The sequence below is a fragment of the Nonomuraea sp. H19 genome, assembly GCF_052068215.1.
Taxonomy (GTDB): Bacteria; Actinomycetota; Actinomycetes; order Streptosporangiales; family Streptosporangiaceae; genus Nonomuraea.
In genome coordinates this window covers 502,526-527,805 of sequence record NZ_JBQHCV010000001.1, presented here as the reverse complement: position 1 = coordinate 527,805, position 25,280 = coordinate 502,526, and the positions used below count along the sequence as shown (strand labels likewise).

Genomic DNA, 25,280 nt, shown 5'->3' with positions numbered 1-25,280 from the left:
GGTGGCATCCGCACGCTGAGCCGGAGCCTGGACGGTGGTGGCCGAAGGCCGGAGTCACTGCTTGGCGGTGAAGACGATCTCGACGCGGCGGTTCTTGGCCCGGTTCTTCTCCACGGGCTTGCCCTCGACGATGTTGGGCAGCTTGGGGCGGCTCTCGCCGTACCCGCCGGCCTGGAGGGTCACGCCCGCGCCGGTCAGCAGCCCGCGCATGGCCGACATGACCGCCTGCGCCCGCCGCCGCGACAGCGAGACGTTGTAGGCGTCGCTGCCCTGGTCGTCGGTGTGCCCCTCGATCTTGACCACGCCGCCCGCGCCCTCGGCGTCGACCTTCTCGGCCACCTGGCGGAGCCGCTGCCTGGCCTCGGCGGTCAGCTGCCACTTGTCCACCGCGAACAGCACGTCGCTGGTCAGCGCGACCGTCACCTGTCGTCCCTGCTTGGTCTCGCTCTCGGTGCCGTCCATCGACTCGATCTCGCCGATGATGTCCTCGACAGGCAGGACCAGGTTCTCGATCGGGCCGGTGGCGTCGGGTGGCACGCTCGGCGCCGGGGTGGGGGACAGCACGAGGGCCACGGCGACGCTAAGAGATCGGAACATCGGTGAACACGCCGATCATGGGCATCTCAACGTTGATCTTCGTGACGTCCGCGGGCGGGGCGGCGAAGACCGCGTACAGCGTGGAGGCCTCCCCTGCCTCCAGGAACTGGCCCTGGGTGCCGGAGCAGACGCACTTCGCATCCTCGCCCGTGCCGTTGCGAGCCGTGCGGTAGCGCTTGGCGTTCACCGGGTCGATCAGGGAGACGGCCGAGACCGTGAAGTCGAGCGGGCTGGTGCTCATGCCGTTGTGCATGTTGACCTTGCCGTCGGTCGCGGTGACCGTCCAGTTGAGGCTGACGGTCCTGCCCTGGCGCTTGAGTGCGGTGATCTCGACGCGGGCCGTGCCGTACATGTCACCGGCCCCCACCTTGGCCTCCCGGACGGCGATCACCTGGCCTTGCTGCGGGGGCGCGGTCTGCGGCTCCTGGCTCTGTGCGCGGGTGGGCGTGGCCTGCTTGTCGGAGACGGCCTGCGACTGCTTCTCCTCACCGCCGCCGCCCTGCTGGCCGGGCAGCATGCCACAGCCCGCCAGCGCGACGGCCGTGACAGCCAGCGCGATCGTCTTTCGCATGATGTGATCACCTTCGTCGTCGGGGATGTGGCCCTCACCCTAGGGACGTGACCTTCAGGATCCGCATAGTCGGCTATATCCGCTGACCCAGCCGCCTGCGGGCCTCCTGCGCGAGCCGTTCGGCCGCGGCCCTGCCATGGTCATCATCGAGGACGTCAAACTCTCCCATAGCACGCATAACTACATCAACAGCGCCATCAGCGTCATCGCGGTCGAGGGCGGCTCGGGCGAGCGCCAGCAGGGCCTGCCCGGCGTTCCTGCGGTCGCCGTACTGGGTGAAGGTCTCCAGCGCTTCCCGTGCGGCGGTCGCCGCGGTGGCGGGGTCGCCCTCCGTCCTCGCGAGCTCCGACAGGACGAGCAGCGCCACGGCCTCGGGCAGGCGATCGCCGAGGCGGCGGTTGATCCGCAGCCGGCGTTCCACGCAGTCGCGGGCCTGGGCGTGGCGGCGCGCGGCCAGATGCAGCCGGGCCAGATCGAGCAGCGCTTCGGCCGCGCCACGCGGATCGCCCAGGTCCTGGTAAGCGGCCAGGCTCTGCTCCAGCCGGCCTTCGTCCTGGCGCAGCGCACCCAGTGCCCGCCACGCGTCCGCCCGGCCGCGCCGGTCGCCGGCCTCCTCGAAAGCCTGAAGGGCGCGTACGAACGCCTGCTCGGCCTGCGCCGCCAGCGGAGACAGGGATCGAGGTGATCGCTCGGCCGGCTGGGAGCGAGCTCGCTCGGTCTCCGCCTGCCGGGCTTGGACGAGGCCGAGCCGGAGCGTGATCCTGGCCAGTTCCAGACCCTCCGCCAGCGGCTGGGCCGCACGCAGCGCCGCCGCGGCCGCCTCCGTGCGCCCCTCGGCGCGGTGCAGGTCGGCCAGGCCGCGCAGCAGGAGGGCCTCGCCGCGCCGGTGGCCCGCCGCCCTGGCCGCGTCCAGGCCGGTCGCCGTGGTCGCGTGCCAGTCGTCGTGGTGCGCGCCCAGTTCGAACAGCGGCATCAGGTAGAACGCCAGCCGCCAGGCGGCCTCGTACAGGCCGGCGCGGTAGAAGTCCTCGACCGTCGCCACCAGGCACCGGCGCTCGGCGCTCAGCCACCGCGCCTCCTGCCGCAACCACCCGGTCTCGAGAGCCAGGCCCTCAGGGTCGCCGCCGGGCAGGTGGACCTCGGTACGGCCGGTGCCGGGTTCGGACGGCAGGAGGGCCGCCCTGGCCTGCCGGGTACGCTCCAGGATCGTATCCGCCCTGATCGACAGCACGGCCGCGGGTCCGCCGTCCTCCTCGGCCAGCCGCTCGGCGGCGAAGAGCCTGGTCAGGTCGTGCCATCCGTACCGCTCCTGGCCTGCCTCGTCCAGGCCGCGCGACTGCAGCAGGCCGGCCTGCGCCAGCGGCTCCAGATCCGCCCCGAGCACCCAGGAGGCGAAGTCGGGGGCGGACAGGGCGCCGAGGTCGCGCAGCAGCCGGCGTTCCGGGTCGGGCAGGCCGCGGTAGCCCAGCGCCAGGCTGCCGCGTACCGCCAGGTCGCCCGCGCTGAGCTCGTCGAGCCTGCGCCGTTCGTCCCGAAGCCGCTCCGCCAGGTGGTCGAGCGTCCAGCCCGGCTTCCTGGCCAGCCGGGATCCGGCGATGCGCAGAGCCAGGGGCAGGTGGCCGCAGAGCCCGGCGATGCGCCGGGCGGCCTCGGGTTCGGCCACCACCCGCTCGTGACCCGCCACGCCCCCGAGCATGGCCACGGCCTCGTCCTCGTCGAGAACCCCCAGTTCGTACGCCCGCGCCGCCTCCAGCCCCGGCAGCGACGACCTGCTGGTGACCAGGGTGAGGCTGCCGGGGCCGGTCGGCAGCAAGGGACGTACCTGGGCTTCGTCGGCGGCATCGTCCAGCACGACGAGCAGCCGCCTGCGGGCCGTCATGCTGCGGTAGAGGCGTACGCGGTCGTCCAGCGCCGGCGGCACCGCGCCGTCCGGGCAGCCCAGCGAGCGCAGCAGGTCTTCCAGCACGGCGCCGGGCGGCCTGGCGCCGAGCGCGGCGTAGAGGCGGCCGTCCGGAGTGTCGAGATGGGTGGCGGCGTGCACGGCCACGGCCGACTTCCCGCAGCCGGGCGGGCCGTGCAGCACCAGGTGTACGGGTGCCGCCGCCGACGCCTGGTCGCGGGCGGTTCGGTCGATCCAGTCGAGGGCCTGTTGCCGACCGGTGAAATCCGAAATATCCGGCGGCAGTTCGTCGATCACCCCCGCGCGCCGACCGGCCTCACCGGCCGGCGCCTGCCGCCGAACGCCGTCGCGCGGGTGCTCGGCGGCGTCGGACAGCACGCGTTGCTGGGCGGCGGTCAGTTCGGCGCCCGGCTCCAGGCCCAGCTCCTCCACCAGCATCCGGCGCGCGTCCTGGTAGGCGCCGAGTGCCTCCGATCTGCGTCCCGCCTGGTGCAGGGCTTCGATGAGGAGTACCCAGGCCCGTTCCCGCAGCGGGTGCGCGCCGACCAGCGCCCGCAGCTCGCCCACCACCTCCGCGCCCCTGCCCAGCCGCAGGTCCAGCTCGACGCGCTCCTCCAGCGCGGTCAGACGCAGTTCCTCCAGCGGTACGGCGTGCGCCCGGCGCAGCACCGACGACTCGACGTCGGCCAGCGCCTGTCCCCGCCACAACGCCAGCGCCGCCCTGAACCCGTTGGCCGCCTCTTCCACCTGACCCGCCGCCCGCTCCTGCCTGGCCCAGGCGACCAGCCGCGCGAACCGGTGGCAGTCGACGTCGTCCGGCTCGGCCTCGATCAGGTAGCCACCGGGAACCGTGCGGATGCCGTCGACGATCTTGCGCAGCGCGCTGACGTACACCCTGAGCACCGACTCGGCGGAGGCCGGCGGCCGGTCGTCCCAGACCATGGACATCAGCCGCTCGACCGGCACCTGCTCGGGGACCGACAGCAGGAGCGCGGCCAGCAGCGTACGGTGCTTGGCCGGCCCCGGCGCCTGGCCTCCATCGATCCGCAGCGGTCCCAGCACGCCGAACCGCACGCGCCCGTCCGGCTCTGGCAACGTCACTGGGCCACCGGTCGGAGGGCGAACGAGTCGAAGCGGACACGTGCGGAGCCCGTCGCACCGGAGGCGGCGTGCACGCCCGCCTCGGCGGGGCCGTAGGGGGCGTCGGTGTCGGCCGCCTCCGCGACCAGGCCTTCGTTCAGCCACATGCGTAACGTCACCTTGTCCCCACTCCTGCCGCACTCGGCCACGATGCGGTTGACCGCCGCGCCCTTCACGTTCGCCGGGCCGTACAGGATCTTGCCCTGCGTGCCCGTGCGGCGCTTGACGATCGTGACCTTGCCCGAGCCGCTCACCACGAACTCGTAGCGGTCTCCCGAGCTTGCCGAGCCGTGGCACCACACACCGTACTCACCGGCTCCCTCCGCCAGGGTGGCCTTCGCGCTGACGATCACGCCGGTCTCCGGCTCCTGCCTGGGCGCCGACTTCCACAACCGCCAGCCGGGATTGACCGTCAGCTCGTAGCCGGTGCCCGCCTGCCGTGCGGTGCCGCCCTCCGACGTGCCGATCGCCCAGGCGTCGCCGAAGCCGGCCTCGTACGGCCAGGTCTGCTGCCGGAGCCCGGGTACGGCCAGGGCCGCGGCGACGGCGAGGGCGGTCGCGGCGGCCGCCCCGGCGACCCACGGCCACCGTCGCCGCCCCCCGGGTGCCCCCGGGTCCGGTGCCCGTGAGTCATGCGGTCGTGCGGCGGGCGCCCATGCGGCGGACAGACCCGCATCAGCCGTCACGGCGCCCGTCCACGTGCGTTCCACCACTTCGGTGGCCGTGGTCAGGCGGATGCCGCCGACCAGTTCGGACAGCAGGCCCTGAGCGGTGGGACGCAGGTGGGCGTCCTTGGCGAGCGCCCGCGAGACCACCTCCCTGATCCCCTCGTCGAGCCCATCCAGCCTGGGCCCGTCCTGCATGATCCGATACAGCACCTCACCAGGCGCCCCGCCGCCGAACGGCAGCCGCCCCGTCCCCGCGAACGCGATCACCCCGCCCCACGCGAAGACGTCGGTGGCGGGCGTGAGCGGCTCGCCGCGTACCTGCTCGGGCGCCATGAACGCGGGCGTGCCGAGTATCGCCTGACTGGCCAGGCTGTCGTTGTCCACGAGCTGGGCGATGCCGAAGTCGATCACCCGGGGACCGAGCGGCGAGAGCAGCACGTTGGAGGGCTTGAGGTCGCGGTGGATGACCCCGGCCCCGTGGATGGCGCTCAGCGCGGTCGCGATCCCGACCGCCAGCGCCTCCAGGTTCCCGCCGGACAAAGGCCCTTGATCCCGTACGGCCTCCGCCAGGTCCGGCCCTCTCACGTATTCCGTGACGAGATAGGCGACGTCGCCGTCGATTCCGGCGTCCAGAACGGGAGCGGTGCAGAACCTGGCCACCCGGCGGGCAGCGGCCACCTCCCGCTCGAAGCGCCGCCGGAACGCCGGATCCCGGGCCAGCGCGGGATTGATGATCTTGACGGCGGCCAGGCCGCCGGTGGGCGTGGCCGCGAGGTGAACCTCGCCCATGCCGCCCCGGCCGAGCAGGCGCCGCAGCGCGTACCCGCCAATGACCCGGTCACCGTTCACCGCAGACACATTAGCCAGATCCCGGCATCAGCCGGCGGCCGAGCCCTGTGTCACCCGGTAGCGCGAGGGCGGGATCCCGTACCGGTCGAGGAACGCCTGCCGCAACGTCTCCGCCGTCCCGAACCCGCACCGCACCGCGATCGAGGGCAGCGGCAGTGACGTGGAGGCCAGCAGGTGCGCGGCGGCCTCCGTACGGACCTGCCTGACAAAGCGTCCAGGCGTCTGCCCCAGGTGCTTGAGGAACAGCCGGGTGAGGTGCCGCTCGCTCACACCCGCGGCGTCCGCCAGCACGGGTGTGGTCAGATCGGCGGCGAGATGCCCGGTGATGTGCTCGACGACCCGTTTGACCAGGCTGTTGGCCGGCGAGGGTGCTTCGACGAACATGCTCATCTGCGCCTGGTCGCCCGGCCGCTGCAGGTAGGTGACCAGGTTGCGGGCCACCGTACGGGCCAGTTCGGCGCCGTTGTCCTCCTCGACGAAGGCCAGGGTGAGGTCGAGGGCGGCGGTGATCCCGGCGGACGTGGCGACGTTGCCGTCGCGGATGAAGATCGGGTCCGGGTCGACGGCGACCTTGGGGAAGCGGGCGGCCATCTCCTGCGCCTGCTGCCAGTGCGTGGTGGCGCGCCGCCCGTCGAGCAGGCCGGCGGCGGCGAGGACCCAACCGCCGGTGCAGACGGACGCGACGCGGCGGCTCTCCCGGGCCAGTCTGCGGACGTGGGCGACGATCACCGGGTCGGCGGCGGCGTTCTCGTAGCCGATGCCGCCGGCCACGACGAGCGTGTCGAGCGGCCCGCTGATTCGTTCCAGCGCCTGCTGAGCCTGGAGGGTCAGCCCGCTGGAACAGGTGATGGCGTGGCCGCCGACAGTGGCCACGCGCGCCTCGTAGTACGGTGCCGCGCCGTGCCAGTTGGCGCTCTCCAGCGTCGAGGTGACGGAGGCGATTTCCAGTAACTCGGCCGCGTCGTACGCCACCACGATCACCCGCCGAACCTCCATGCCCCCGACTGTAGGTCCGATGGACGTAGAACCCAAGTTTCCGGACCTCTCCGGCCGCCCGCCTTGGCGCGGCCCGCGGCCTCGGCCAGAGTCGGGGGCATGACGACGACGACAGCTCCGCAAGGCCGCCGCTGGGGCCGGTTCGCCCTCCACTACGTCGAGATGATCATCGCCATGTTCGTGGGGATGTTCGCGCTCGGCGCCCTCCTCGACGTCCTCGGCCTCAGCGTCTCCCACCGCGAGTATCCCGAGCTCGGCTACCTGATCATGGCGTTCAACATGTCCGTCGGCATGACCGTGTGGATGCGGATCCGCCGCCACGGCTGGGCCTCGACCCTGGAGATGTGCGCGGCCATGTTCGTTCCGGTCGTGCCGCTCTTCCCCATGCTGTGGTTCGGCGTCATCGACGGCGACGTGCTGATGATGGTCGCGCACGTGGCGATGTTCCCGCTCATGCTGGCGGCGATGCTGCGCCGCCTCGACGAGTACGCGGGCTGCGCCCATTGACCGCCTTGCGGTAGCCGTCGAGCACATCCTGCCGCAGCAGGTGCCCGTACCCGGCGCGCTCCAGCCGCAGCCCCAACTCCGCGGTGCTGGTCCGGAGAGTGGCGGCGGTCGCGGGCAGGCTCCACCCGTGGGTGGCCAGCACGCTCAGCAGGTGACCGCGCCGGCTCTGCGCCTCCGACAGCCGGAACGTCTTCAGGTACGCCAGCCGCCCCTCCCCATCGGTGATCGTCTCGCCGATGTGGTTCTCGCTCTTCCGCTCGAACGCAGGCAGGAACCGGCTCAGAGCGAACCGGCCCAGCCGGTAGACCTCCTCCACGTGCGCGGGGGCGTGGAGCAGCCCGGCGGCCATGACCGAGTCGTGGAAGGCCGCCCACTCGCGCTCCTGCCGCACGGCCTCGGCCCGCAGGTCGGCCAGCGAGGTGACCGCCGTCTCGTCGATGACCGCGGGGAAGTCCCCGGCCGGGTAGAACAGGGCGTAGTCGTAGATCAGCTCGCCGTACAGGTCGCGGATGAGCGTGGGGTGCAGCGCCCGGTAGTCATCCGGGTGGGGCACGACGAAGGCGCTGGCCAGCGTGTCGGCCGCGTACAGCAGCAGCCCGCACTGCCCCGGGTGGATCTCGAAGACCTTGAGCGCGTCGTCCAGCCCGCGCACCTCGGCGCCGGTGTAGGCGTCCTCGGCCCGTGGGGACAGCCCGTGCGAGAGCGCCTGGCGTGACCACTCCTCCCAGGCCAGCGCGGGACCGCCGAAGTGCAGCGCCAGGAAGCCCTCGACGGCCAGGTGCAGCGGCAGGAACCTGAGCCGGTTCTTGGCCACGCGCCGCGTCATCCTGCGGCGCAACCTGACGGGCATGTGCCGCAGCGCCTGCCCGAGCTGCGTGCCGTACGCCGCCGCGGGGGTGCCGTCATCCGTCCACGACGCGACGAAGGCGTGCGGCACGTACGCCGTGTAGACGGTCCTGTCGGGCAGGGACACCATGGAGAGCTCGTCGCCGTACACCTTGGCGTGCAGCCGCAGGTCCTCGATGGGCTCGCGGCGCACGAGCGGCACCAGCCGCATCGCGCCCCAGGTCTGCGCGGGCCGCGTGTCGAGCCCGGAAAGATCGATCATCGCGCCCCGCCCTCCAGAACCGCCCCGTCCTCCGGAACCGCCCCGCCGTCCGGAACCATCCCGCCGTCCAGGCGGGCCGCCCGGTCCGCGAGGTACGCCCGCAGCTCGGCGGGGCCGGTCCTGCCCTCCGCGAACCTGGCCAGTTCCACCAGCGCCGGCAGGTCCTCGGCGTCGCGGATCCCGGCCGTCGGCACCATCGGCGACAGCCGCCGCACGTCGAACTGCCCCGCGTCGTACACCGGGTTGACGTGCACGATGCCCACCTCGCCCCGGGGGTCGAGCTTGCGCCGCCAGACGCGCAGCACCTCGCCCGCCAGCCCGGGCGGCGCGTTGTCCCAGCCGTCGGAGACGATGACGAGCATGTCAGGCCGCGACTCCAGCGCGTCGAGGATGCGCTGCCCCAGTGGCGTGGGCCCGGACGGCCGCACCTGGAGCGGGTCGGTCCGGCGCGACAGCCACAGGCCACGGTAGGTCCCGGCCAGCGCCTCCAGCAGGTAATGACAGGCCAGCGCGACGGCCAGCGGCCGGCGCCGCTTCACCGGCGAGCCGAACGAGGAGAAGCTGTCGTCGAGCACGGCCGCCACGCTCCCCCACGTCCCGGCCCGCGGGCCCGCCACGCGGGCGGCCGCGGCCCGCAGCGCCCCCGCCAGCTCGGCACGGCGCCGCGTGCGCGCGTCGGCAGGCAGCGACAGCACGTAGGAGGCCAGCCTGACCAGCGGCATCGCGGCCAGATCCGCCTCGGTGTCGAGGCCGTCCGCGCGCGCGGACTCGGCGAGGCGCAGCCGTTCGAGCCTGGTCAGGTTGGGGGCGATGCGTTCGAGGAACAGGGTCCTGCTGATGCCGTGGCGGGCGGCGAAGCCCTCGGCGACGGTGTACGGGAGGTCGTACAGCGCCGTCTTGTCATAGTGGGCGCGCCGCCAGGCCTCCAGCACGGGGGTTTCGTAGCGCCTGCGGCTGAACGGAGCGAAGAGGAAGTCGCCCAGCTCGCCCGGCAGTCGCAGATGCGCGTGCCGAACCGCGGCCTTCACCGCCGCGCGGTACTTGACGGCGTCGAAGGCCAGGTCGGGGCGGCCGGCGAGCCAGTCGCGGATGAGAGCGCGGGTGCGCCGGTTGTTGACGCCGTCGCGACGCAGCCGCTGGAAGAGCCGGTAGACGCGGGGCGGGCTCATGCGGGCCAGCCGTCCCGCGATCAGCCGTCCGTCGCCCTGCCCCGGCTGGGCCAGCAGGTTGGCGATGATCAGGGCGGCGTTGTGGTCGTTGATGTCGAGTGCCAGCGTGGCGGCGTACAGGCCGGGGTAGTTGCCCTGGACGTAGCGGTGCAGGAAGTCGAGGGAGAGCCGCTGCTCGCCGGCCGCGCTGTGGAACTCGCGCTGGCCGGTCGAGGTGATCGCCGCGTTCGCGAAGAGCAGCACATCCTCGCACTCGATCAGGTCGGCGTAGGTCTCCATCGGCTCTCCCCGGGGGTCGGGGACTGGCCGGGGAATGGGGGCACGAGCTGCGAACTATCGCGTTAAAGGCGGATTCCGGAAGTCGCACCGAAGTCCCGCGGCCAGTCTCGCTCCGGACCTTACCGGGGCATTACCGGCACCGCACCGGGATTTACGCGGCGGCGCGCTCGGTGTCGTGCTCGCGCAGGAACCGCTGGAGCCCGGCCAGATCGTCGGTGTTGACGTGGTCCACGTCCGCCGCGATCAGCTCCTGCCAGATCGCGTCCCTGGCCGGACCGGCGGCGTCGGGCGTGGCCCAGAACCGCACGCGCTGCCCGTCGCGGTGCGCGGTCGCCACGATCTGCCGCAGCTTGGCCCGTTCGGCGGCGGGCATCTCACCCTCGCCGCGCCAGGTGAAGTGATTCGTCCAGTTGTCGCTGATCAGCGGGATCAGCGACGCGTTGCCCCGCCCCAGGTCGGACATCCGCCCGTCGTAGAAGGCGTAGCGCCGCTCCTGCGCGGCCATGAGCGCGCGGGGCCGGTCGCCGCTGATGACCACGGTCACCGCGCCGGGCTTCACCAGGCCCTTGTGGTAGGTGGTGAGCATCTTCCGGTACGCCCCCAGCACCTTGTCGAGCTCGATGTACGTGGCCACGCCGGTGTTCTTGATGTCCACCAGGAGCTGGAGCTGCTGCCGGCTGCCGGGGAAGACGTGCCCGTGCCCCTGGCGTACGAGCTGGGCCAGCGGGTCGAGGTAGAGCGACTGGAGCGTGCGGCCGGGGCGCAGGTCCTCGGGGTCGTGACCGACGCGCAGCTCGCCGTCCACCAGGTAGATGTCGGCCTCGATGCTGGTGAACCCGTGGTCGAGGGCGTCCAGGAGCGGCCGCTCGTGCTCGTAGTCGTTGTGGGCGTGCGCCCGGGGAAGGGGCTCGGCGCTGGCGGCCGTGGCGGGCACGGCCGTCAGCAGCATGGCTCCGGCGGCGGCCAGCACGCCCAGGGTTCGACGCAACATCGCATCTCCTTACGAAGTCAGGGATGCGCGTCACGCTATTTGCGCCAGGTGTGTCAGGAGTGAAGTTCAGCCCAACTGCGGGAGATCGTCGCGGAGCGCGCCGCCCGCGCTGTCGGGAAGAGCCCAGCACGGGGGGCACATCACATCACCGTTGACAGCAGTGTGACTCTCCGATCACACTTGATTTCGGATCCCCATTAAAACGTTCAAATCACAGCCGAAAAACCCACCCCCCTCCCCTCTGCACCACCCCGAATGGACGCCCCATGCGCAAAATCGCGCCCATCGCCCTTCTCGCCGGCATGTTAACGCTGACACCATTGAGCGCCCAGGCCGCGGAGGCCGACCGCGCCTTCGACTTCGGCACCTCCGGCAGCGCTCTTCAAGAGGGCTACACGCGCGTCACCGAGAGCACCGGCTACAGCTCGGCCCAGGGGTACGGCTTCGCCGACACCTCGGCGCTGTCCTCGGCCGACAGAGCCACGGGCGACGCCCTCCGCTCCGACTTCGTCACCGCCGGCGGCGCCACCTTCAGCGTGGACCTGCCCAACGGCGACTACACGGTCTCCCTCATCGCCGGTGACGCCACCGAGGCCAGCGACATCGCGATCACGGTGGAGTCGATCCCGAAGGTCCAGCAGACGGCCAAGCCCGCGGGCCAGTACCTGGAGATGTCCTTCGGCATCGCCCTGGTGGACGGGAAGCTGGACCTCGTCTTCTCCGGGAGCGCGCCGAAGATCAACTCCTTGGTCATCACCAAGCAGGCCGACCGCTCCCCCGGCACCCTCCCGACCGCCTACATCGCGGGCGACTCGACCGTCCAGACCTACGAGCCGTTCTGGGCGCCGGAGGCCGGATGGGGCCAGATGATCGAGCAGTTCTTCACCACCGGCGTCGCCTTCGACAACCACGCCATCGGTGGCCGGAGCTCCAAGAACTTCATCACCCAGGGCCGCCTCGACACGGTCCTGCGCGCGATCAGGCCGGGCGACTACTTCTTCGTCCAGTTCGGGCACAACGACGCGACCGTCAGCGTCCCCGACAGGTACGCCTCACCCGCTGATTACAAGGAGTACCTGCGGGTCTACGTCGACGGCGCCAGGCAGCGCAAGGCGACCCCGATCCTGGTCACGCCCGTCTCCCGCCTGGACTACGACGCCACGACCGGCAAGTTCAAGGTCTCCTTCCCCGAATACGTGGCGAAGATGAAGGAGCTGGCCCAGGAGGAGAACGTCGCCCTGGTCGACCTGTCCACCCTGAGCAGGGAGTTCCTGGACACGATCGGGCCGGAGGCGGCCAAGTCCGTGTTCCTGCACGTCCCGGCCGGGGTCTATGGGGCCTGGCCGAACGGCGCCACCGACAACACCCACTTCCAGGAGTACGGCGCCATCCAGATGGCACGCCTGGTCGCGAGCGGCGTGAAGGCGCTCGGGCTGCCGCTGTCCGGGCTGGTGCGGGAGATAGAGCCGCCCGCCGCCGTCCCCGCCAAGCCCACGGGCCTGGTGGCGGGCGGCATCTCCAACGCGGGCGCCGTGCTGAAGTGGGACGCCACCGAGACCGCCGACGTCTACAAGGTGCTCCGCGACGGCGCGCTCGCCACCACCTCGGCGATCCCGCAGGCCTCGGTCTCGGGCCTGGCCGAGGGCAAGACGTACGAGTTCCGCGTGGTGGCGGTGAACGGGCGCGGCGACTCCGAGCCGTCCGACCCTGTCACGATCACCACGAAGCAGGCCAAGTACAAGTACGACTTCGGGCCACCGACCGGGCCGGTCGCCGCCGGGTACACCCAGGTCACGCGGGCCACGATCTACACGCCCGAGAAGGGCTTCGGGCTCACGAACGCCACCGGCATGATCGACCGCGACCGCGGCGCCACGCTGGACGACCTGGGCAGGGACTTCGTCGCCTACTTCGGCGGCTCCTACGAGTTCAAGGTGGACGTGCCGAACGGCCTGTACGGGCTGAAGGCGTACGTGGGCGACCTGCTGGGCACCGCGCGGACGAACATCTCCGCGGAGGGCGGCGCCGCCGTCGCCGTCTCCGGCAGCAGGAACGTCGCCACGACCGCCATCTCCGGTGTGAAGGTCGCCGACGGCCAGCTGAACGTCGTGGTGTCGGGCACCACCGCCCACCTCAACGGCCTGGAGATCACGCCCGTCCTGACGGCTCCAGAGGGGTTGACGGCCGGATCGGTCACCTTCTCGGGGATCACCGCCGAGGTCCCGCTGAGCTGGACCGCGACGGACGGCGCGGGAGGCTACCGGGTCTTCAGGGCTGAAGAGGGCGACGGGAAGCCCACCCTCCTCGGCAAGGTCTCCGGCACCTCCTACACCGACGACAAGGCTCAGATCGGCACCCGCTACGACTACACGGTGACCGCTCTGGACCCCGCCGGCGACGAGTCGGTACCCTCGGCCGCGCTGCGGGTCGCCACCGTGGACGAGTCGGTGACGGCGCCGGGCGTGCCGCAGGCGCCGCGCATCGGCAAGATCGAGCAGAACAGCGTGGAGCTGAGCTGGCCGCAGGTCGAAGGCGCGCTGCTGTATCGCGTCCACCGGGCGGAGAAGGCCGAAGGGCCCTACGCGCGGATCGCGTTCACGCAGGAGGCCGCGTTCACCGACCGCGAGGTGCTCACGACGGTGCCGTTCCACTACAGGATCACGGCCGTCAACAAGGGCGGGGCCTCCGAGCCCTCGCCGTCGGCGACCTCGCGGGCCGCGACCAGGCTGAAGCGGCAGATGGAGCGCCTGGACAGGGCGCCTGTCGCCGTCGCCACCAGCGCGGGGGTCTACCTCGGCTGGCGGCTGCTCGGTATGGACGAGGACGACCGGACCTTCGAGATCTGGCGTGACGGCAAGCAGATCAAGAAGGTCTCCGGAGCCACGAACTACCTCGACCCCGAGGGCACGCCCCAGTCCACCTACCGGGTGGTCCCCTCGGGTGACGACCCCACCGGCGAGTTCGGCGTGTGGAGCAAGCCGTACGCGTCGATCCCGCTGGACAAGCCGGCCGCCGACTACACCAAGGACGGCCAGCCGTACACCTACAGCGCGGGCGACGCCTCGGTCGGCGACCTGGACGGCGACGGGCAGCTGGAGATCGTCCTGAAGTGGGATCCCTCCAACGCCAAGGACAACTCGCAGGCCGGCTACACCGGGCTGGTCTACGTGGACGCCTACACGATGGCGGGCAAGCGGAAGTGGCGGATCTCGCTCGGCAGGAACATCCGCGCGGGGGCGCACTACACCCAGATGATGGTCTACGACCTCGACGGCGACGGCCGGTCTGAGGTGGTCATGAAGACGGCCGACGGCACCGTCGACGCCGCGGGAACCGTCATCGGCAACCCCAGCAAGGACTACCGCAACTCCAGCGGGTACGTGCTGTCGGGCCCGGAGTACCTCACCGTGTTCGAGGGTGCCACCGGCAAGGCGATCGACACCGTGAACTACCTCCCCCCTCGCGGCGACGTGGCCGCGTGGGGCGACGGGTACGGCAACCGCGTGGACCGGTTCCTCGCGGCGGTCGCCTACCTCGACGGCGAGCACCCGTCGGTCGTCTTCAGCCGCGGCTACTACACGCGCACCGTCCTGGCCGCCTATGACTTCGACGGCAAGGACCTCAAGCAGCGGTGGGTCTTCGACTCCGCCGCCGAGGGCAACCGTTCCTTCGCCGGGCAGGGCAACCACAACCTGGCCGTCGCCGACGTGGACGGCGACCAGAAGGACGAGATCGTGTTCGGCTCGATGACGGTCGACGACGACGGCGAGGGCCTGTACAGCACGGGCCTGGGGCACGGCGACGCGCTGCACGTCAGTGACCTGGACCCGAGCAGGCCCGGCTACGAGGTGTTCGCGGCGCACGAGGACATGGGCTCCAGCGGCAACCGGGGAGCCACGTTCAGGGACGCCGCCACGGGCGAGGTGCTGTGGTCCATGCCCGCCACGAAGGACACGGGCCGCGGCGCCTCCGCCGACATCGACCCCAAGCACCCCGGCGCGGAGTCGTGGGCGGTGACGGCGACGGGCGAGTGGAACGCCACGCAGGGTGAGCTGCGCACCGCCTCCGGCGAGCTGATCGGCCAGGCGATCCCCGCGGCGAACTTCCTCGCCTGGTGGGACGCCGACCCGCTGCGCGAGATCGTCGACCACACCTACGACAATGCCAAGGGCGTCGGCGTGGGCACGATCGCCAAGTGGGACGGCACCGCGAGCAAGGAGATCCTCCGCGCGGCGGGCACCTACTCGAACAACTCCACGAAGGGGACGCCGACCATCCAGGCCGACCTGTACGGGGACTGGCGGGAGGAGATCGTCTGGCGGTCCGAGGACAGCACCGAGCTGCGCCTCTACACGACCGTCGAGGTGACCGACCTCAGGATCCGCACGCTGATGCACGACCCCGTCTACCGGCTCTCGGTGGCCTGGCAGAACGTCGGCTACAACCAGCCGCCGCAGGCGGGCTTCTTCATCGGGAACGGCATGACCGCCCCGGAAATGCCGCGCATCGCCTACACGCGGGCGCGCTAGCCATGAACCCGCCGCCCCTTGCCCACGCTGTTCAGCAGGTAAGGGGCGGCCGGTTCATCTTCCTGTGGTCCGCTGCGCCAGCAGGTGCGCGACGTCCTCGAGCCTCGCGAGGTCGGGCACCACATGGATCTGATCGCAGTGCTGGGCGTATCCGGGCAGGTCACAGCTGCCGAGCGGCCAGGAATACCGGGGTTCCGGGGTGAGCCAGATGGTCTGCCGCGCCCGCCTGGTGAGCTCCTCGAAGGCGTCCAGCTTCGGGTCGTGGCCGTTCCCCCGGCCGTCTCCGAGCATCAGCAGGGTCGTCTTCCGGGTCAGCGCGGAGCGGTGCTCCGCGAGCATCAGCTCGAAGGTGCGGCCGTAGTCGGAGTCGGCCTCGACGTTGAGCAGTCCGCCGGCCGCGCCGAACACCAGGTCGGACACCCGCGCCAGCGAGTGTTCCGCGAACAGTTTGGTGATCTCCTGGGGTTCGTCGACGAAGGCGAACGAGCGGACCTGGCCGAACAGCGCCTGAAGGCCGTGCACCAGGTGCAGGGTGAAGCGGGCGGTGGCCCGTACCGAGAGTGAGACGTCGGCGAGGACGAGGAGCCGGGGCGCGTTCTCGGCGCGGGTCGTGGTCACCGGCCGGAAGGGGACTCCGTCGTAGCGCATGTTCTGCCGCATGGTGCGGGCGGGGTGCGCCCGGCCGCGCGGGCTGTTGCGCCGGGTGGCGGTCAGCGCCCCGGGCAGCGTGCGGGCGAGCCGGCGCAGCGACGTTTCCAACTCCCGGCGGCTCTGCTCGTCCACCTCCTCCGTACGCGTCCGCTCGCCGGCGCTCGCCTCGACGGCGGCGGTGAGCTCGGCCAACGTGGCGAGGTGGCGTACCAGCAGTTCGGCCAGACCGTCGGCCGCCTGTGCCCGGTCGCGCGGAATGGCGGGCTCCGGCCCCTCCGGCTCGTCTGCGGATGGGCCGTTCGCAGGTCCTGCGACGGTCATGTCGGTGCGCGCGCGGAGGGAGTTGCCTTGGGACAGCCGGCCCGGCGTTCCGGCGTTGTGCACCCTTTCGGCCTCCAGCTCCACGCCGGCGACGAGGGTGGCGTCGGCGGAGGACCGCTGCCGGTCCTGGGAGAGGACGATCTCCTGGGTCAGCGCGGTGCGGTCGATCTTGCTGGCCTCCTGGTGCGGGTTGTACCGCTGGGCGAGGTCCTGAGGATCGAAGTAGTCGCGGATGTCGTGGGGCGGGCCGTGGTCGTGACCCGGCTGCGGGATTCGCGAGGGCTCTTCGGAAAAGGTGAACGACGTGGCCGCGGCGGTGTCGGCCAGGTCGTCGTGCCCGTGCTGGTGGCCGTGCCGGTCCTCGGCGGGGTTCGGCGGTGCGAGGGCGAAGAAGGCGAACAGCGCGTCGAAGATCGCGTCGTCACGCCGGTCCTTGATCAGAGTCAGTCGCAGGGCCTCGCGCAGCGTGTCGCGGTCGCCCAGCATGCCCGGCTGCGCCGCGGCCCTCATCGCGTCGATCGTCTCGGAGACCGAGACCCGCACACCCGACAGGCGCAGCAGCCGGACGAAGTAGTGGATGCTTGCTTCCATGCGGGCTCCTGTGCTCACGCGCTCAGCGCGCCCGGCGGCGTATGGCCGCGGAGAACGCGCGCTGTCCCTGGCCCGTGGCGTCGCCGGGGTGCCCGTCGTCGTGGTGTTCAGGGCCGGGGTGCCCCGCCGCGCCGCTGCCTGGGGACTCGGCCGGCAGGCGGTAGCCCAACTCGTGCCGGCCGAGCTGGTCCATCGCCGCCCGCACGGCGCGGCCGTCCGGCTCGTCGCCGAGTGACGCGTGATCGGACGGGCCGTGGCCGCCGCCGTTGCCACCGCCCGGGGCGGGCCGCTGGACGTGGCCGTGACCGTTGGCGTAGGTGTGCGCGGGGTGACTGTGACGGTCGGTGTGGGTGTGAGCCGGCGAGGCGGGCGCCGTCTGCCGTCCGAAGGCCAGGCGGGGCAGCACCTCGAGCGCCCGGTTCAGGTCGCGTTCGTATTTCAGCACCACGTTGACGGTTTCCATGAGCAGTTGCGCGTCCAGTTCCGCGGCCCCCAGCACGGCCAGAGCGCGGGCCCAGTCGACCGTCTCGGAGATGCCGGGGCTCTTCCGCAGCCGCAGGCCGCGCAGTTCGCGCACCACGCCGACCAGTTGCACGGCCAGCGCATCGGGCAGCCCGGTGTGCTTGGAACGGACGATCTTCAGCTCCCGCTCGGCGTCCGGGTAGTCCAGGAACATGTGCAGACACCGCCGTTTGAGGGCGGCCGACAAGTCCCTGGTGTTGTTCGAGGTCAACACGACGAACGGCGGGACCGGCGCGATGTAGGTGCCGATCTCGGGCACCGAGACCTGATACTCGTCCAGGCACTCCAGCAGCACGGCCTCCAGCGCTTCGTCGGCGCGGTCGATCTCGTCGACGAGCAGGACCGTCGGCTCGGGACTGCGGATGGCCTCGAGGACCGGCCGGGGCGACAGGAAGCGGTCGGAGAAGAAGACGCTGTCCTGATCGCCGATGCGCTCCACGGCGGCGGCGAGGTCCGGCGCGTCCGCGACGATCTCGCTGATCTTCTCGCGCAGCATCTGCGTGTACAGGAGCTGCTTTCCGTAGTCCCACTCGTACAGCGCCCTCGACTCGTCCTGCCCTTCGTAGCACTGCAGGCGCAGCAGCCGGCGTCCGGTGGCCGCGGCCAGGACCTTCGCCAGTTCCGTCTTTCCGACCCCGGCCGGGCCTTCCAGCAGGATCGGCTTGCCCAGGCGGAACAGCAGGTACACGGTGGTGGCCAACCGGCGGTCGGAGATGTATCCGTGCGCGGCGAACTTCTCCACCACATCCGTGACCGACTCGAACGCATCGGGTGCGGGCGTGCCGTCGGCGTGTGGGATGTCGGTCACGGTCTCTCCGTTCGCATGAAGGCTCTCACCTCAGATGAGCAGGTCGTCCAGGTCGCCGTTCATGCAGTGCTCGACGAGCGGACGGACGGTGTCGTAGGTGCCCTCCTTGGGGTTGGTCGGGACGCAGGAGTCGCCGAGGGTGTGCCGGGTGAGGCGATCGATGTCGGCGTCGTCTCCGATGATCTCGCTCGACCGCTGGTAGAACCCGGTGGGGCCCTGCCCGAGCCGGTTCTTGGAGTACGTGCCCTGGTTCACGTCCGTGAGCTTCTCCGGCATGCCGAGGTCGCGCACCAGGCGGATGAGCTCCTCGAGCGCGGCGTCGGCCGCGCGGACCGTGGTCATGCCGGTGGTGTCCACGCCCATGGCGCGGGCAATGTCGGCGAACCGCCGGTAGGCCACCGGCATGTTGAAGGCCCAGACCCGCGGCAGCAGCACGGCGTTGTTGAGCCCGTGGTGCAGGTCGTAGTAGGCGCTGATCGCGTGCGAGATCGAGTGGGCGAGGCCCAGGCCGCCGGAGTTGAACGCCTGGGCGGCGATGTACTGGCCGTACATCATGGCCTCGCGGGCGGCCAGGTTGCGGCCGTCCCAGGTGGCGGTGCGCAGGTACTGCGCGGTGATCTCGACGGCCTGCAGGGCCTGGCCGAGCGCGGGCGCGAAGTCCAGCCGTGACACGTAGGCCTCGGAGGCGTGCGTGAGCACGTCGATTCCGCACTGCGCGGTGTAGTCGATCGGGCAGTCGTAGTAGAGCACCGGGTCGTCGATGGCCAGGGTCACCCGCGCCGAACGGTCGAAGGCCGCGTACTTGTGCGGGTTGTCCGGGTCGGTCGTGGTATCGGTGATGACGAACAGCGACGTGGTCTCAGAGCCCGTGCCCGCGGTGGTGTTGACCGCGATGTGCGGTGGGTTGTCCGGGTTCTCCGCCTTGTGGTAGCCCTCGAACTCGTTGATGCTGCGACCGTCGTGCGCGAGGGATATCCGGGCGCCCTTGGTGGCGTCGTGCGAGGAACCGCCGCCGATGGAGACGAAGGAGTCGCACTTGTTCTCCCGGAACGCCTCCGCGGCGTCCATGCAGTTGTAGTCCTTGGGATTGGACTCGACCTTGTCGTAGACGACGAAGTCCACGCCGTTGTACTTCCCCTGGTCGACGATCCGCTGCACGATGTCCGTACCCCTGAGACCCGAGGTGACGACCAGTGCCCGTTTGAAGCCCAGCCCCTTGGCCTCCGGGCCGACGAGTTCATGCGTTCCAGGGCCCAGCAGCGCCCGGGGCAGCGGCGTGAACTCCTTGACCGGAGACGGTCTGAAGAGTGCTTCAAGCTGCATGATCACTAGTCCTCTCCGTGTGGCGAAGGATGGGACTCGCGGGCAGGTCCAGTTCGGTCCAGATGACCTTCCCACTCGCCGTGTATCGGGTGCCCCAGCGCGAGGCGAGCTGGGCGACCAGGAACAGTCCGCGCCCGCCCTCGTCGGTGGTCGTGGCGCGGCGCATCCGGGGCGAGGTACTGCTGCAGTCGGACACCTCACAGGTGAGAGTGCAGTCACGGAGCAGGCGCACCTCGATGGGCCCTCTGGCGTAGCGGATCGCGTTGGTGACCAGCTCGCTGACCACCAGCTCGGTGGAGAACTCCAGCTCCTCCAGGCCCCAGCGCTCCAGCTGCTCCGTCACCGCGCTGCGCACCGTGGAGACGTTCTCCGGGTCGGCGGCCAGCTGCCAGCTGGCCACATGGTCGGCATCCAGCGCGTGCATGCGGGCGACGAGCAGGGCGACGTCATCCTTGGGGCGGCCGGGCAGCAGGGCTTCGATGACCGCCTTGCACGTCTCCTCCGGTGAGCGGCTGGGGTGCGTCAGGGCGCTCCGCAGCAGCCCGAGCCCCACGTCGATGTCGCGGCTGCGCTCCTCGATGAGACCGTCCGTATAGAGGACGAGCTCGCTGCCCTCAGGGATCTCCAGGTCGACCGTCTCGAAGGGGAGACCTCCCAGGCCCAGCGGCGGGCCCGCCGGCACCTCCGGGAATTCGACGGTTCCGTCCGGAAGGACGAGGGCGGGCAGCGGGTGGCCGGCGCGGGTCAGGGTGCAGCGCCTGGACACCGGGTCGTACACCGCGTACACGCAGGTGGCGCCCACGATCCCGTCACCGCCGTCCTGGTCGGCGTCGAGCCGGTCGACGAGCTCGTCGAGGCACGCGAGCAGATCCTCCGGGGGCAGGTCGAGGACGGCGAAATTCTGCATGGCCGTACGCAGGCGACCCATCGTGGCGGCGGCGTGCAGGCCGTGCCCCACGACGTCGCCGACCGCCAGCGCCACCCGGCCGCCGGACAGCGGGATGACGTCGTACCAGTCGCCGCTCACCCCGCCGTGTGCGGGCAGGTAGCGGTGGGCGACCTCGACCGCGCTCTGCGAGGGCAGGCCCCGGGGAAGCAGGCTGCGCTGCAGGGCGAGCGCCATGTTGTGCTCGCGGGTGAATTGGCGGGCGTTGTCGATGGACAGCGCCGCGCGGCCGACCAGCTCCTCGGCGAGGCGGAGGTCGTCACATTCGAAGGCGCGCTGCTCCGAGCGGTAGAAGCTGACCACGCCCAGGTTCACGCCGCGCGCGTACATGGGCACCGCGATGAGCGAGTGGATCCCGCACTTGAGGATCTTCTCCGTGCGCTCGGGATCTATGGCCTTCCACCCCGGGGCCTCCGCCAGATCCGATTCCAGTACGGCTTCCTGAGTAGCCATGCAGCGGCCCTGCGGGGTGGACTGGACGAAAGTGACCGAATCCCCCACCTCGGTCAAGTAGGAGTCCTCGAAGATGGCGCCCATCGCCACCCGGCGGAGCACGCCGGTGGCGTAGGCCGCCTCGTCCCCGCGCAGAACGGCGTCCACCAGGTCGACGGTGACGAAGTCCGCGAACCGCGGGACGACCACTTCGGCCACCTCTTCCGCCGTTCGGGTCACGTCAAGGGTGGCCCCGATGCGGACGCTGGCGTCGTAGAGGAGTTCCAGGCGCTGCCGTGCCTGCAGTGCGAGCTGTCCCACGCCCAGTTCGCCGACGAGCAGCAGCCATCCCTCGCTGCCGCTGATCCCCGCGGCGGCGGCCCCGGCTTCCGGAGCCGCGGTCTCCTCGGTAGTGGACGCGCGCGCCGGCACGGGTTCGGATGCGGGCGCCAGGCCGGGGGCGAGGGCCGCTTCGGGCGGCAGCCGCGGCTCGGTGCTCCTCGAAGCGGCCGGGATCACCAGAGTGTCCGAGGAGGGCGGCACCGCCATGGGGGCGGTGACCGACACGCGGCGCACGCGTCTGGCCTCGTCCGGGAAGCTCGCCTCGACCGCGATGCCGACCTCTCCCGAGGGTCCGACGACCGACCGGCGCATGAGGGTGGCGACCTGGCCGTTGAAGAGCTCCACCTGGTCCGTGAGCCGGTGCGGGGAGGAGATCAGCTCCGCGGCCTTCTCCCGCAGCAGGGCCTGTTCGGCGCGGCCCAGGACGGCATTGATCGAGGGGAGCACTCCTTCATGCCCGTCGCGCGGCCGGGCGGCGCGCTGGGTGCGCAGGAAGGCCCTGAGCAGGTCACGCTCCCGTTGTGTGGTCTGCTCCAACAGGCGCTGCTCGATGGCGTGGGCGGCGTTGCGGACGACTTTCAGCATCGCCGGATCGGCGTCGGACCGCCGGCAGGTGAGGTCGAGGACCCCCTCGACGCGCCCGCTCAACGGATCGCGGATGGGGGCGCCGGCACAGGCGAAGGGGTGCATGCATTCAGCGAAATGTTCGCTGCCGAGGATGTAGCTGGGTTTTCTGTCCGCCAGCGCCGTGCCGATGCCGTTGGTGCCGGCGATCTGCTCGCCGAAGGCGAATCCGACGGCGAGACAGACGCCGTCGAGACTTCTGTTGAGTTCGGGGTCGCCGCCCCGGCGTTGGAGCACCCTGGCCTTGTCATCGCAGAGAATCACGCTCACGCGGGCTCCGGTGAGCTCGACCTCCATCTTGTCGAGCACCGGGGCGGCCGCGTGCATGAGCCGGCCGTGCAGGTCCAGGTCCTCCTGATAGGGGATCTCCAGCTGGTCGGGGATCAATCCGAGCAACCGGCAACGCTGCCAGGACGTCAGGATGGAACTCCGTACGCTGCTCCCGACCTCGCGCCCGTCATAGAACCTCTCGTGGGCGCTGGTCAGTTGCTCCATGTCGTTCCAGGGCACTGCCACCTCTGACTGCCCCCTCATCCGGCGAGAGACGCATGCGCCTTATCAACCACTATTTCACACAGAATGAGGTTTGTAGGTAAATGTCCGAATTGATCGCTCCAATGGAGCGACAGCCGACTGCCCGGCTTTGGGCAGGTGAGGATCTGGCAAGAAATCGATGCTCAGCTATTGCCACTGACGAGCGAATGCTTGATGGTCTCGTGGCCGAAGGCTGACCGACGGTTGCCCTTCAGCCGACCCGGTCACGGCCATCGCATCCCTCCCGCACGTCCAACGCAAAAACGGCGGTGTCCTAAGGACACCGCCGCTGATGACACCTCGGCACTACTCGCCGCCGCTCTGGAAGAGCCGCGTTCGAGCAACGCCACATGGCGTGGAGGTGGCGGGAATCGAACCCGCGTCCTTCAACCCCAAGTCAGGGCTTCTCCGGGCGCAGCCTGCTGTGCTTTTCTCAGCCCCGGCGATCACGCAGGCGAGTCGCCGACGGGCTCAGCCACTGTTTGATTTCCCGATCTCCCCCGTGGCCGGGTCGATCGGTTGAGCCTTCTAACGATGCCAGACACCGGGCCGAAGGCGCTCCCGGGCTGACAGTGGTTTCGCTACTTAGGCAGCGAGACCCAGGGAGTCCTGGGCCACCACAGTGCGCTTGGAATTGGCACTTGTTGTTTGCGGTCACAGGATTAACGAGGTTATGTCCGCAGTCCTCGGCCCGCTTCACCTGGCTTGCAAGATCGAAGTCGAAGCCAGTCACCCCCTGTGCAGTTGTCAACCACGCCCCCGAAGGGGCGGGCAACAAGAATGTACAGGGGACAACGCCCCTGATGCCAACTTAATTCCCGATGGCGAAACCCCCGGGAGCGCGGCACAGCAGCGCGCGCTCCCGGGGGCCGACCGGCAGGGTCGAGCCGGTCCGGACGGCAGGACTTCCCCCGAGATGAAGCCCTGATCTCATCACGGCGACTGGATCCGCAACCCCCCGAGCGGGCCCAGTCACTCTGTAAGACGCAGCCGAAGGCACGAACGGTTGCTCATCGTCACGACCATTTCATGATGAGTTACGAAGGCCTGCGAAGAAGCTGCCTGCCACCGCGTCGGCGCCGTAGTTCTTCGACAGCACCGCGATCGCCACATCACCCTGCCAGCCGACGAACCAGGTCAGCTGGTTGCCCGCGGTCGCCCTCACGCCGTAGACCGTGCCCTTGCCCGCCTGGGCGGGTGTGCCGGCCGCGCCGGCCCGCATCATCGGGAGCAGCGCGGCGCGTACTTCCGGGTCGACGGGCACGGGGGCGGGCTGGACGATCGGCTCGGTCTCCGCCGACGGGTCGGGCGACTTCGGATTGGTCACCAGCACGGGCGGGCGCCAGGTCCCCGAGGAGACCGCCGCCGCCACCAGCGCCATGCTGAGCGGGCTCACCTCGACGTTCTGCCCGGCGATGGCCCTGGCCTTGTCGGCGTCGCTGGACAGCTCCGGGAACTGGCCGCTGAACGACTTGAGCGGCAGCCGCCACGGCTGTCCCACGCCGTACGCCATGGCGCTCTTCTCCAGTTGGTCGGCCGTGACCCGGCGGGCGAGCGAGGCCAGCGCGGTGACGCAACCCTTGGCGAAGTTGTCCTGGAACGAACCCGACGTCTGCCCGGCGGACTGGCCGTCCTGCACGAATCTGGCACCGCCGACCGTGCGCTCCTGCGGGCAGTCCAGCCGCTGCTTGGTGCTCACCTTGCCCTTGATCAGGGCGTCCGCGGCCACGATGGAGAACGCCGTGCCCGCCGGGAATTTGCCGGCCAGCGCGTCCTTCTCCTGATTCATGTTCTTGGTGGCGACCGCGCGGATCTCGCCGGTGCCGCCGTCCACCGCGACCAGTGCGCTCGTGTCGGTGTCGGCCACCGCCCGCTCGGCCGCGGCCTGGATGGCGCGGTCGATCGTGGTCTGCACCGAGACGTTCTCCCGGCCCGACCATTCCCGCAGCTTGGCGACCTCCTTGCCGGTCTTGAGGTCGAGGATGATCACCTTGGTCTGCGTGGAACCGGTCAGGTAGTCCTGGTAGGCCAGCTGCAGACCGCTCTGGCCGACCGAGTCGCCGGCCCGCTCCGGACCGCCGAGCTTCTGCTCGTATTCGGGAGTGAGCGCGCTGACGGTGCCGACGATCTGCCGGGGCGGCTCGGATTTGACGGGCTGCTCCTGCGGGTCGATCACGATGCCGGGAATGGCGTCGAGCTCCGCCTTTATCGTCTGGAAGCGCGAGCGCCCGAAGGTGACCAGCGGCACGAACTTGTCGGGCGGCGACGACCTGATCCGGCCCAGCAGCCGGTCCTGCGCGTATCCGGTGGCCTTGGACAGCTTCGCGACCAGCTCTTCCGCCCGGTCGCCGAGCTGGGACGGGCGGACACCCGCGGCGTAGAAGACGGTGTCGCTCTGCAGCGGCTCACCCGTCTTGTCGACCACCGGCTGGCGCGGCTTCGAGTCGGTCTCGACCGCGAACCGCTGTCCCTCCTTGAGCTGCGGATGCAGCACCGACGGTGACCAGCGCACCTTCCACATGCCGTCGACCAGGTGGAGCGGGAGCATCCCGTCGTACTGCCAGAGCGGGTTGTTCTCCCCCAGGTCCACCTCGGCGTGGAAGTCGGCCTTGGACTCTTCGCCGTTCACCGCAATGCTGTTGATCTTGAAGCGGAACGAGGCCGCGTCGAGCTCCAGCTTGGCGTCGGACAGCGCCTTGCGCACGGTGGCCCGGTCGCCGTCGGCGCGGCCCGCGGCCAGGTCGTAGTCCTCCGTCTGCCAGCCCACGAGGAAGTCACGCACCGCGTCGTGCGGGGTCGGCTCCTCGAAGCAGCCGGTCAGCGTCGTGCAAGCGATCGCCAGGGTGACGGTCGCGGCGAGGATCCGGCGAGCACGTGTCATC

The 25,280-nt window shown here is 70.7% G+C and carries 15 protein-coding genes and 1 other RNA gene; 2 read left to right on the top strand and 14 right to left on the bottom strand.

Annotated elements, in window-relative coordinates; translation table 11 throughout:
- Positions 1–54: 54 nt before the first annotated feature.
- The 5 genes from ACTMTI_RS02415 to ACTMTI_RS02395 form a co-directional block, all read right to left on the bottom strand.
- On the bottom strand, positions 55–597 hold the full coding sequence (locus ACTMTI_RS02415; RefSeq protein ID WP_441117909.1) for an OmpA family protein: 543 nt from the start codon (positions 595–597) through the stop codon (positions 55–57).
- Entirely contained in the window at positions 581–1,168 is a 588-nt protein-coding gene (locus ACTMTI_RS02410) for a hypothetical protein (protein ID WP_441117908.1), read from the bottom strand. Before ACTMTI_RS02410 ends, ACTMTI_RS02415 begins: the two co-directional genes overlap by 17 nt.
- 73 nt (positions 1,169–1,241) lie before the next feature.
- Positions 1,242–4,169 (bottom strand): BTAD domain-containing putative transcriptional regulator, encoded by a 2,928-nt coding sequence (locus ACTMTI_RS02405; RefSeq protein ID WP_441117907.1) that lies wholly within the window; start codon positions 4,167–4,169, stop codon positions 1,242–1,244.
- Positions 4,166–5,725: a protein kinase domain-containing protein gene (locus tag ACTMTI_RS02400; protein WP_441117906.1), complete on the bottom strand. Its 1,560-nt coding sequence runs from the start codon at positions 5,723–5,725 to the stop codon at positions 4,166–4,168. The genes ACTMTI_RS02405 and ACTMTI_RS02400 overlap by 4 nt, the downstream gene beginning before the upstream one ends.
- 27 nt (positions 5,726–5,752) lie before the next feature.
- On the bottom strand, positions 5,753–6,721 hold the full coding sequence (locus ACTMTI_RS02395; RefSeq protein ID WP_441117905.1) for a GlxA family transcriptional regulator: 969 nt from the start codon (positions 6,719–6,721) through the stop codon (positions 5,753–5,755).
- Between the two features lie 99 nt (positions 6,722–6,820).
- On the opposite strand from ACTMTI_RS02395, the gene ACTMTI_RS02390 reads away from it, so the two are divergent.
- On the top strand, positions 6,821–7,228 hold the full coding sequence (locus ACTMTI_RS02390; protein WP_441117904.1) for a hypothetical protein: 408 nt from the start codon (positions 6,821–6,823) through the stop codon (positions 7,226–7,228).
- Here ACTMTI_RS02390 and ACTMTI_RS02385 read toward each other — a convergent pair.
- From ACTMTI_RS02385 to ACTMTI_RS02375, 3 genes are all read right to left on the bottom strand, one after another.
- Complete coding sequence (locus ACTMTI_RS02385) at positions 7,173–8,336, bottom strand: ARPP-2 domain-containing protein (RefSeq protein ID WP_441117903.1); 1,164 nt, start codon at positions 8,334–8,336, stop codon at positions 7,173–7,175. The two genes, ACTMTI_RS02390 and ACTMTI_RS02385, sit on opposite strands and share 56 nt — an antisense overlap.
- Positions 8,333–9,784, bottom strand: coding sequence for a hypothetical protein (locus tag ACTMTI_RS02380; RefSeq protein ID WP_441117902.1), 1,452 nt, complete (start codon positions 9,782–9,784; stop codon positions 8,333–8,335). The genes ACTMTI_RS02385 and ACTMTI_RS02380 overlap by 4 nt, the downstream gene beginning before the upstream one ends.
- Positions 9,785–9,935: 151 nt before the next feature.
- Entirely contained in the window at positions 9,936–10,775 is an 840-nt protein-coding gene (locus ACTMTI_RS02375) for a phosphatidylinositol-specific phospholipase C/glycerophosphodiester phosphodiesterase family protein (RefSeq protein WP_441117901.1), read from the bottom strand.
- Between the two features lie 266 nt (positions 10,776–11,041).
- On the opposite strand from ACTMTI_RS02375, the gene ACTMTI_RS02370 reads away from it, so the two are divergent.
- Positions 11,042–15,304: a fibronectin type III domain-containing protein gene (locus tag ACTMTI_RS02370; protein WP_441117900.1), complete on the top strand. Its 4,263-nt coding sequence runs from the start codon at positions 11,042–11,044 to the stop codon at positions 15,302–15,304.
- A 54-nt stretch (positions 15,305–15,358) separates the two neighbouring features.
- Here the strand turns inward: ACTMTI_RS02370 and ACTMTI_RS02365 are convergent, their stop codons facing one another.
- From ACTMTI_RS02365 to ACTMTI_RS02340, 6 genes are all read right to left on the bottom strand, one after another.
- Positions 15,359–16,867, bottom strand: a complete 1,509-nt coding sequence (locus ACTMTI_RS02365; protein ID WP_441117899.1) for a VWA domain-containing protein — start codon at positions 16,865–16,867, stop codon at positions 15,359–15,361.
- Positions 16,868–16,889: 22 nt separating this feature from the next.
- Entirely contained in the window at positions 16,890–18,197 is a 1,308-nt protein-coding gene (locus ACTMTI_RS02360; protein ID WP_441117898.1) for an AAA family ATPase, read from the bottom strand.
- 30 nt (positions 18,198–18,227) lie between these two features.
- Positions 18,228–19,520 carry an iron-containing alcohol dehydrogenase gene (locus tag ACTMTI_RS02355; RefSeq protein ID WP_441117897.1) on the bottom strand — a complete coding sequence of 431 codons (1,293 nt, stop codon included), beginning with the start codon at positions 19,518–19,520 and terminating at the stop codon, positions 18,228–18,230.
- Positions 19,510–22,380: a SpoIIE family protein phosphatase gene (locus tag ACTMTI_RS02350; protein ID WP_441117896.1), complete on the bottom strand. Its 2,871-nt coding sequence runs from the start codon at positions 22,378–22,380 to the stop codon at positions 19,510–19,512. The genes ACTMTI_RS02355 and ACTMTI_RS02350 overlap by 11 nt, the downstream gene beginning before the upstream one ends.
- Before the next feature lie 371 nt (positions 22,381–22,751).
- Positions 22,752–23,135: a transfer-messenger RNA gene (gene ssrA, locus ACTMTI_RS02345) on the bottom strand.
- Positions 23,136–23,425: 290 nt separating this feature from the next.
- A complete protein-coding gene (locus tag ACTMTI_RS02340; RefSeq protein ID WP_441117895.1) occupies positions 23,426–25,279 on the bottom strand; it encodes a penicillin-binding transpeptidase domain-containing protein in 1,854 nt (617 codons plus the stop codon).
- Position 25,280 lies beyond the last annotated feature (1 nt).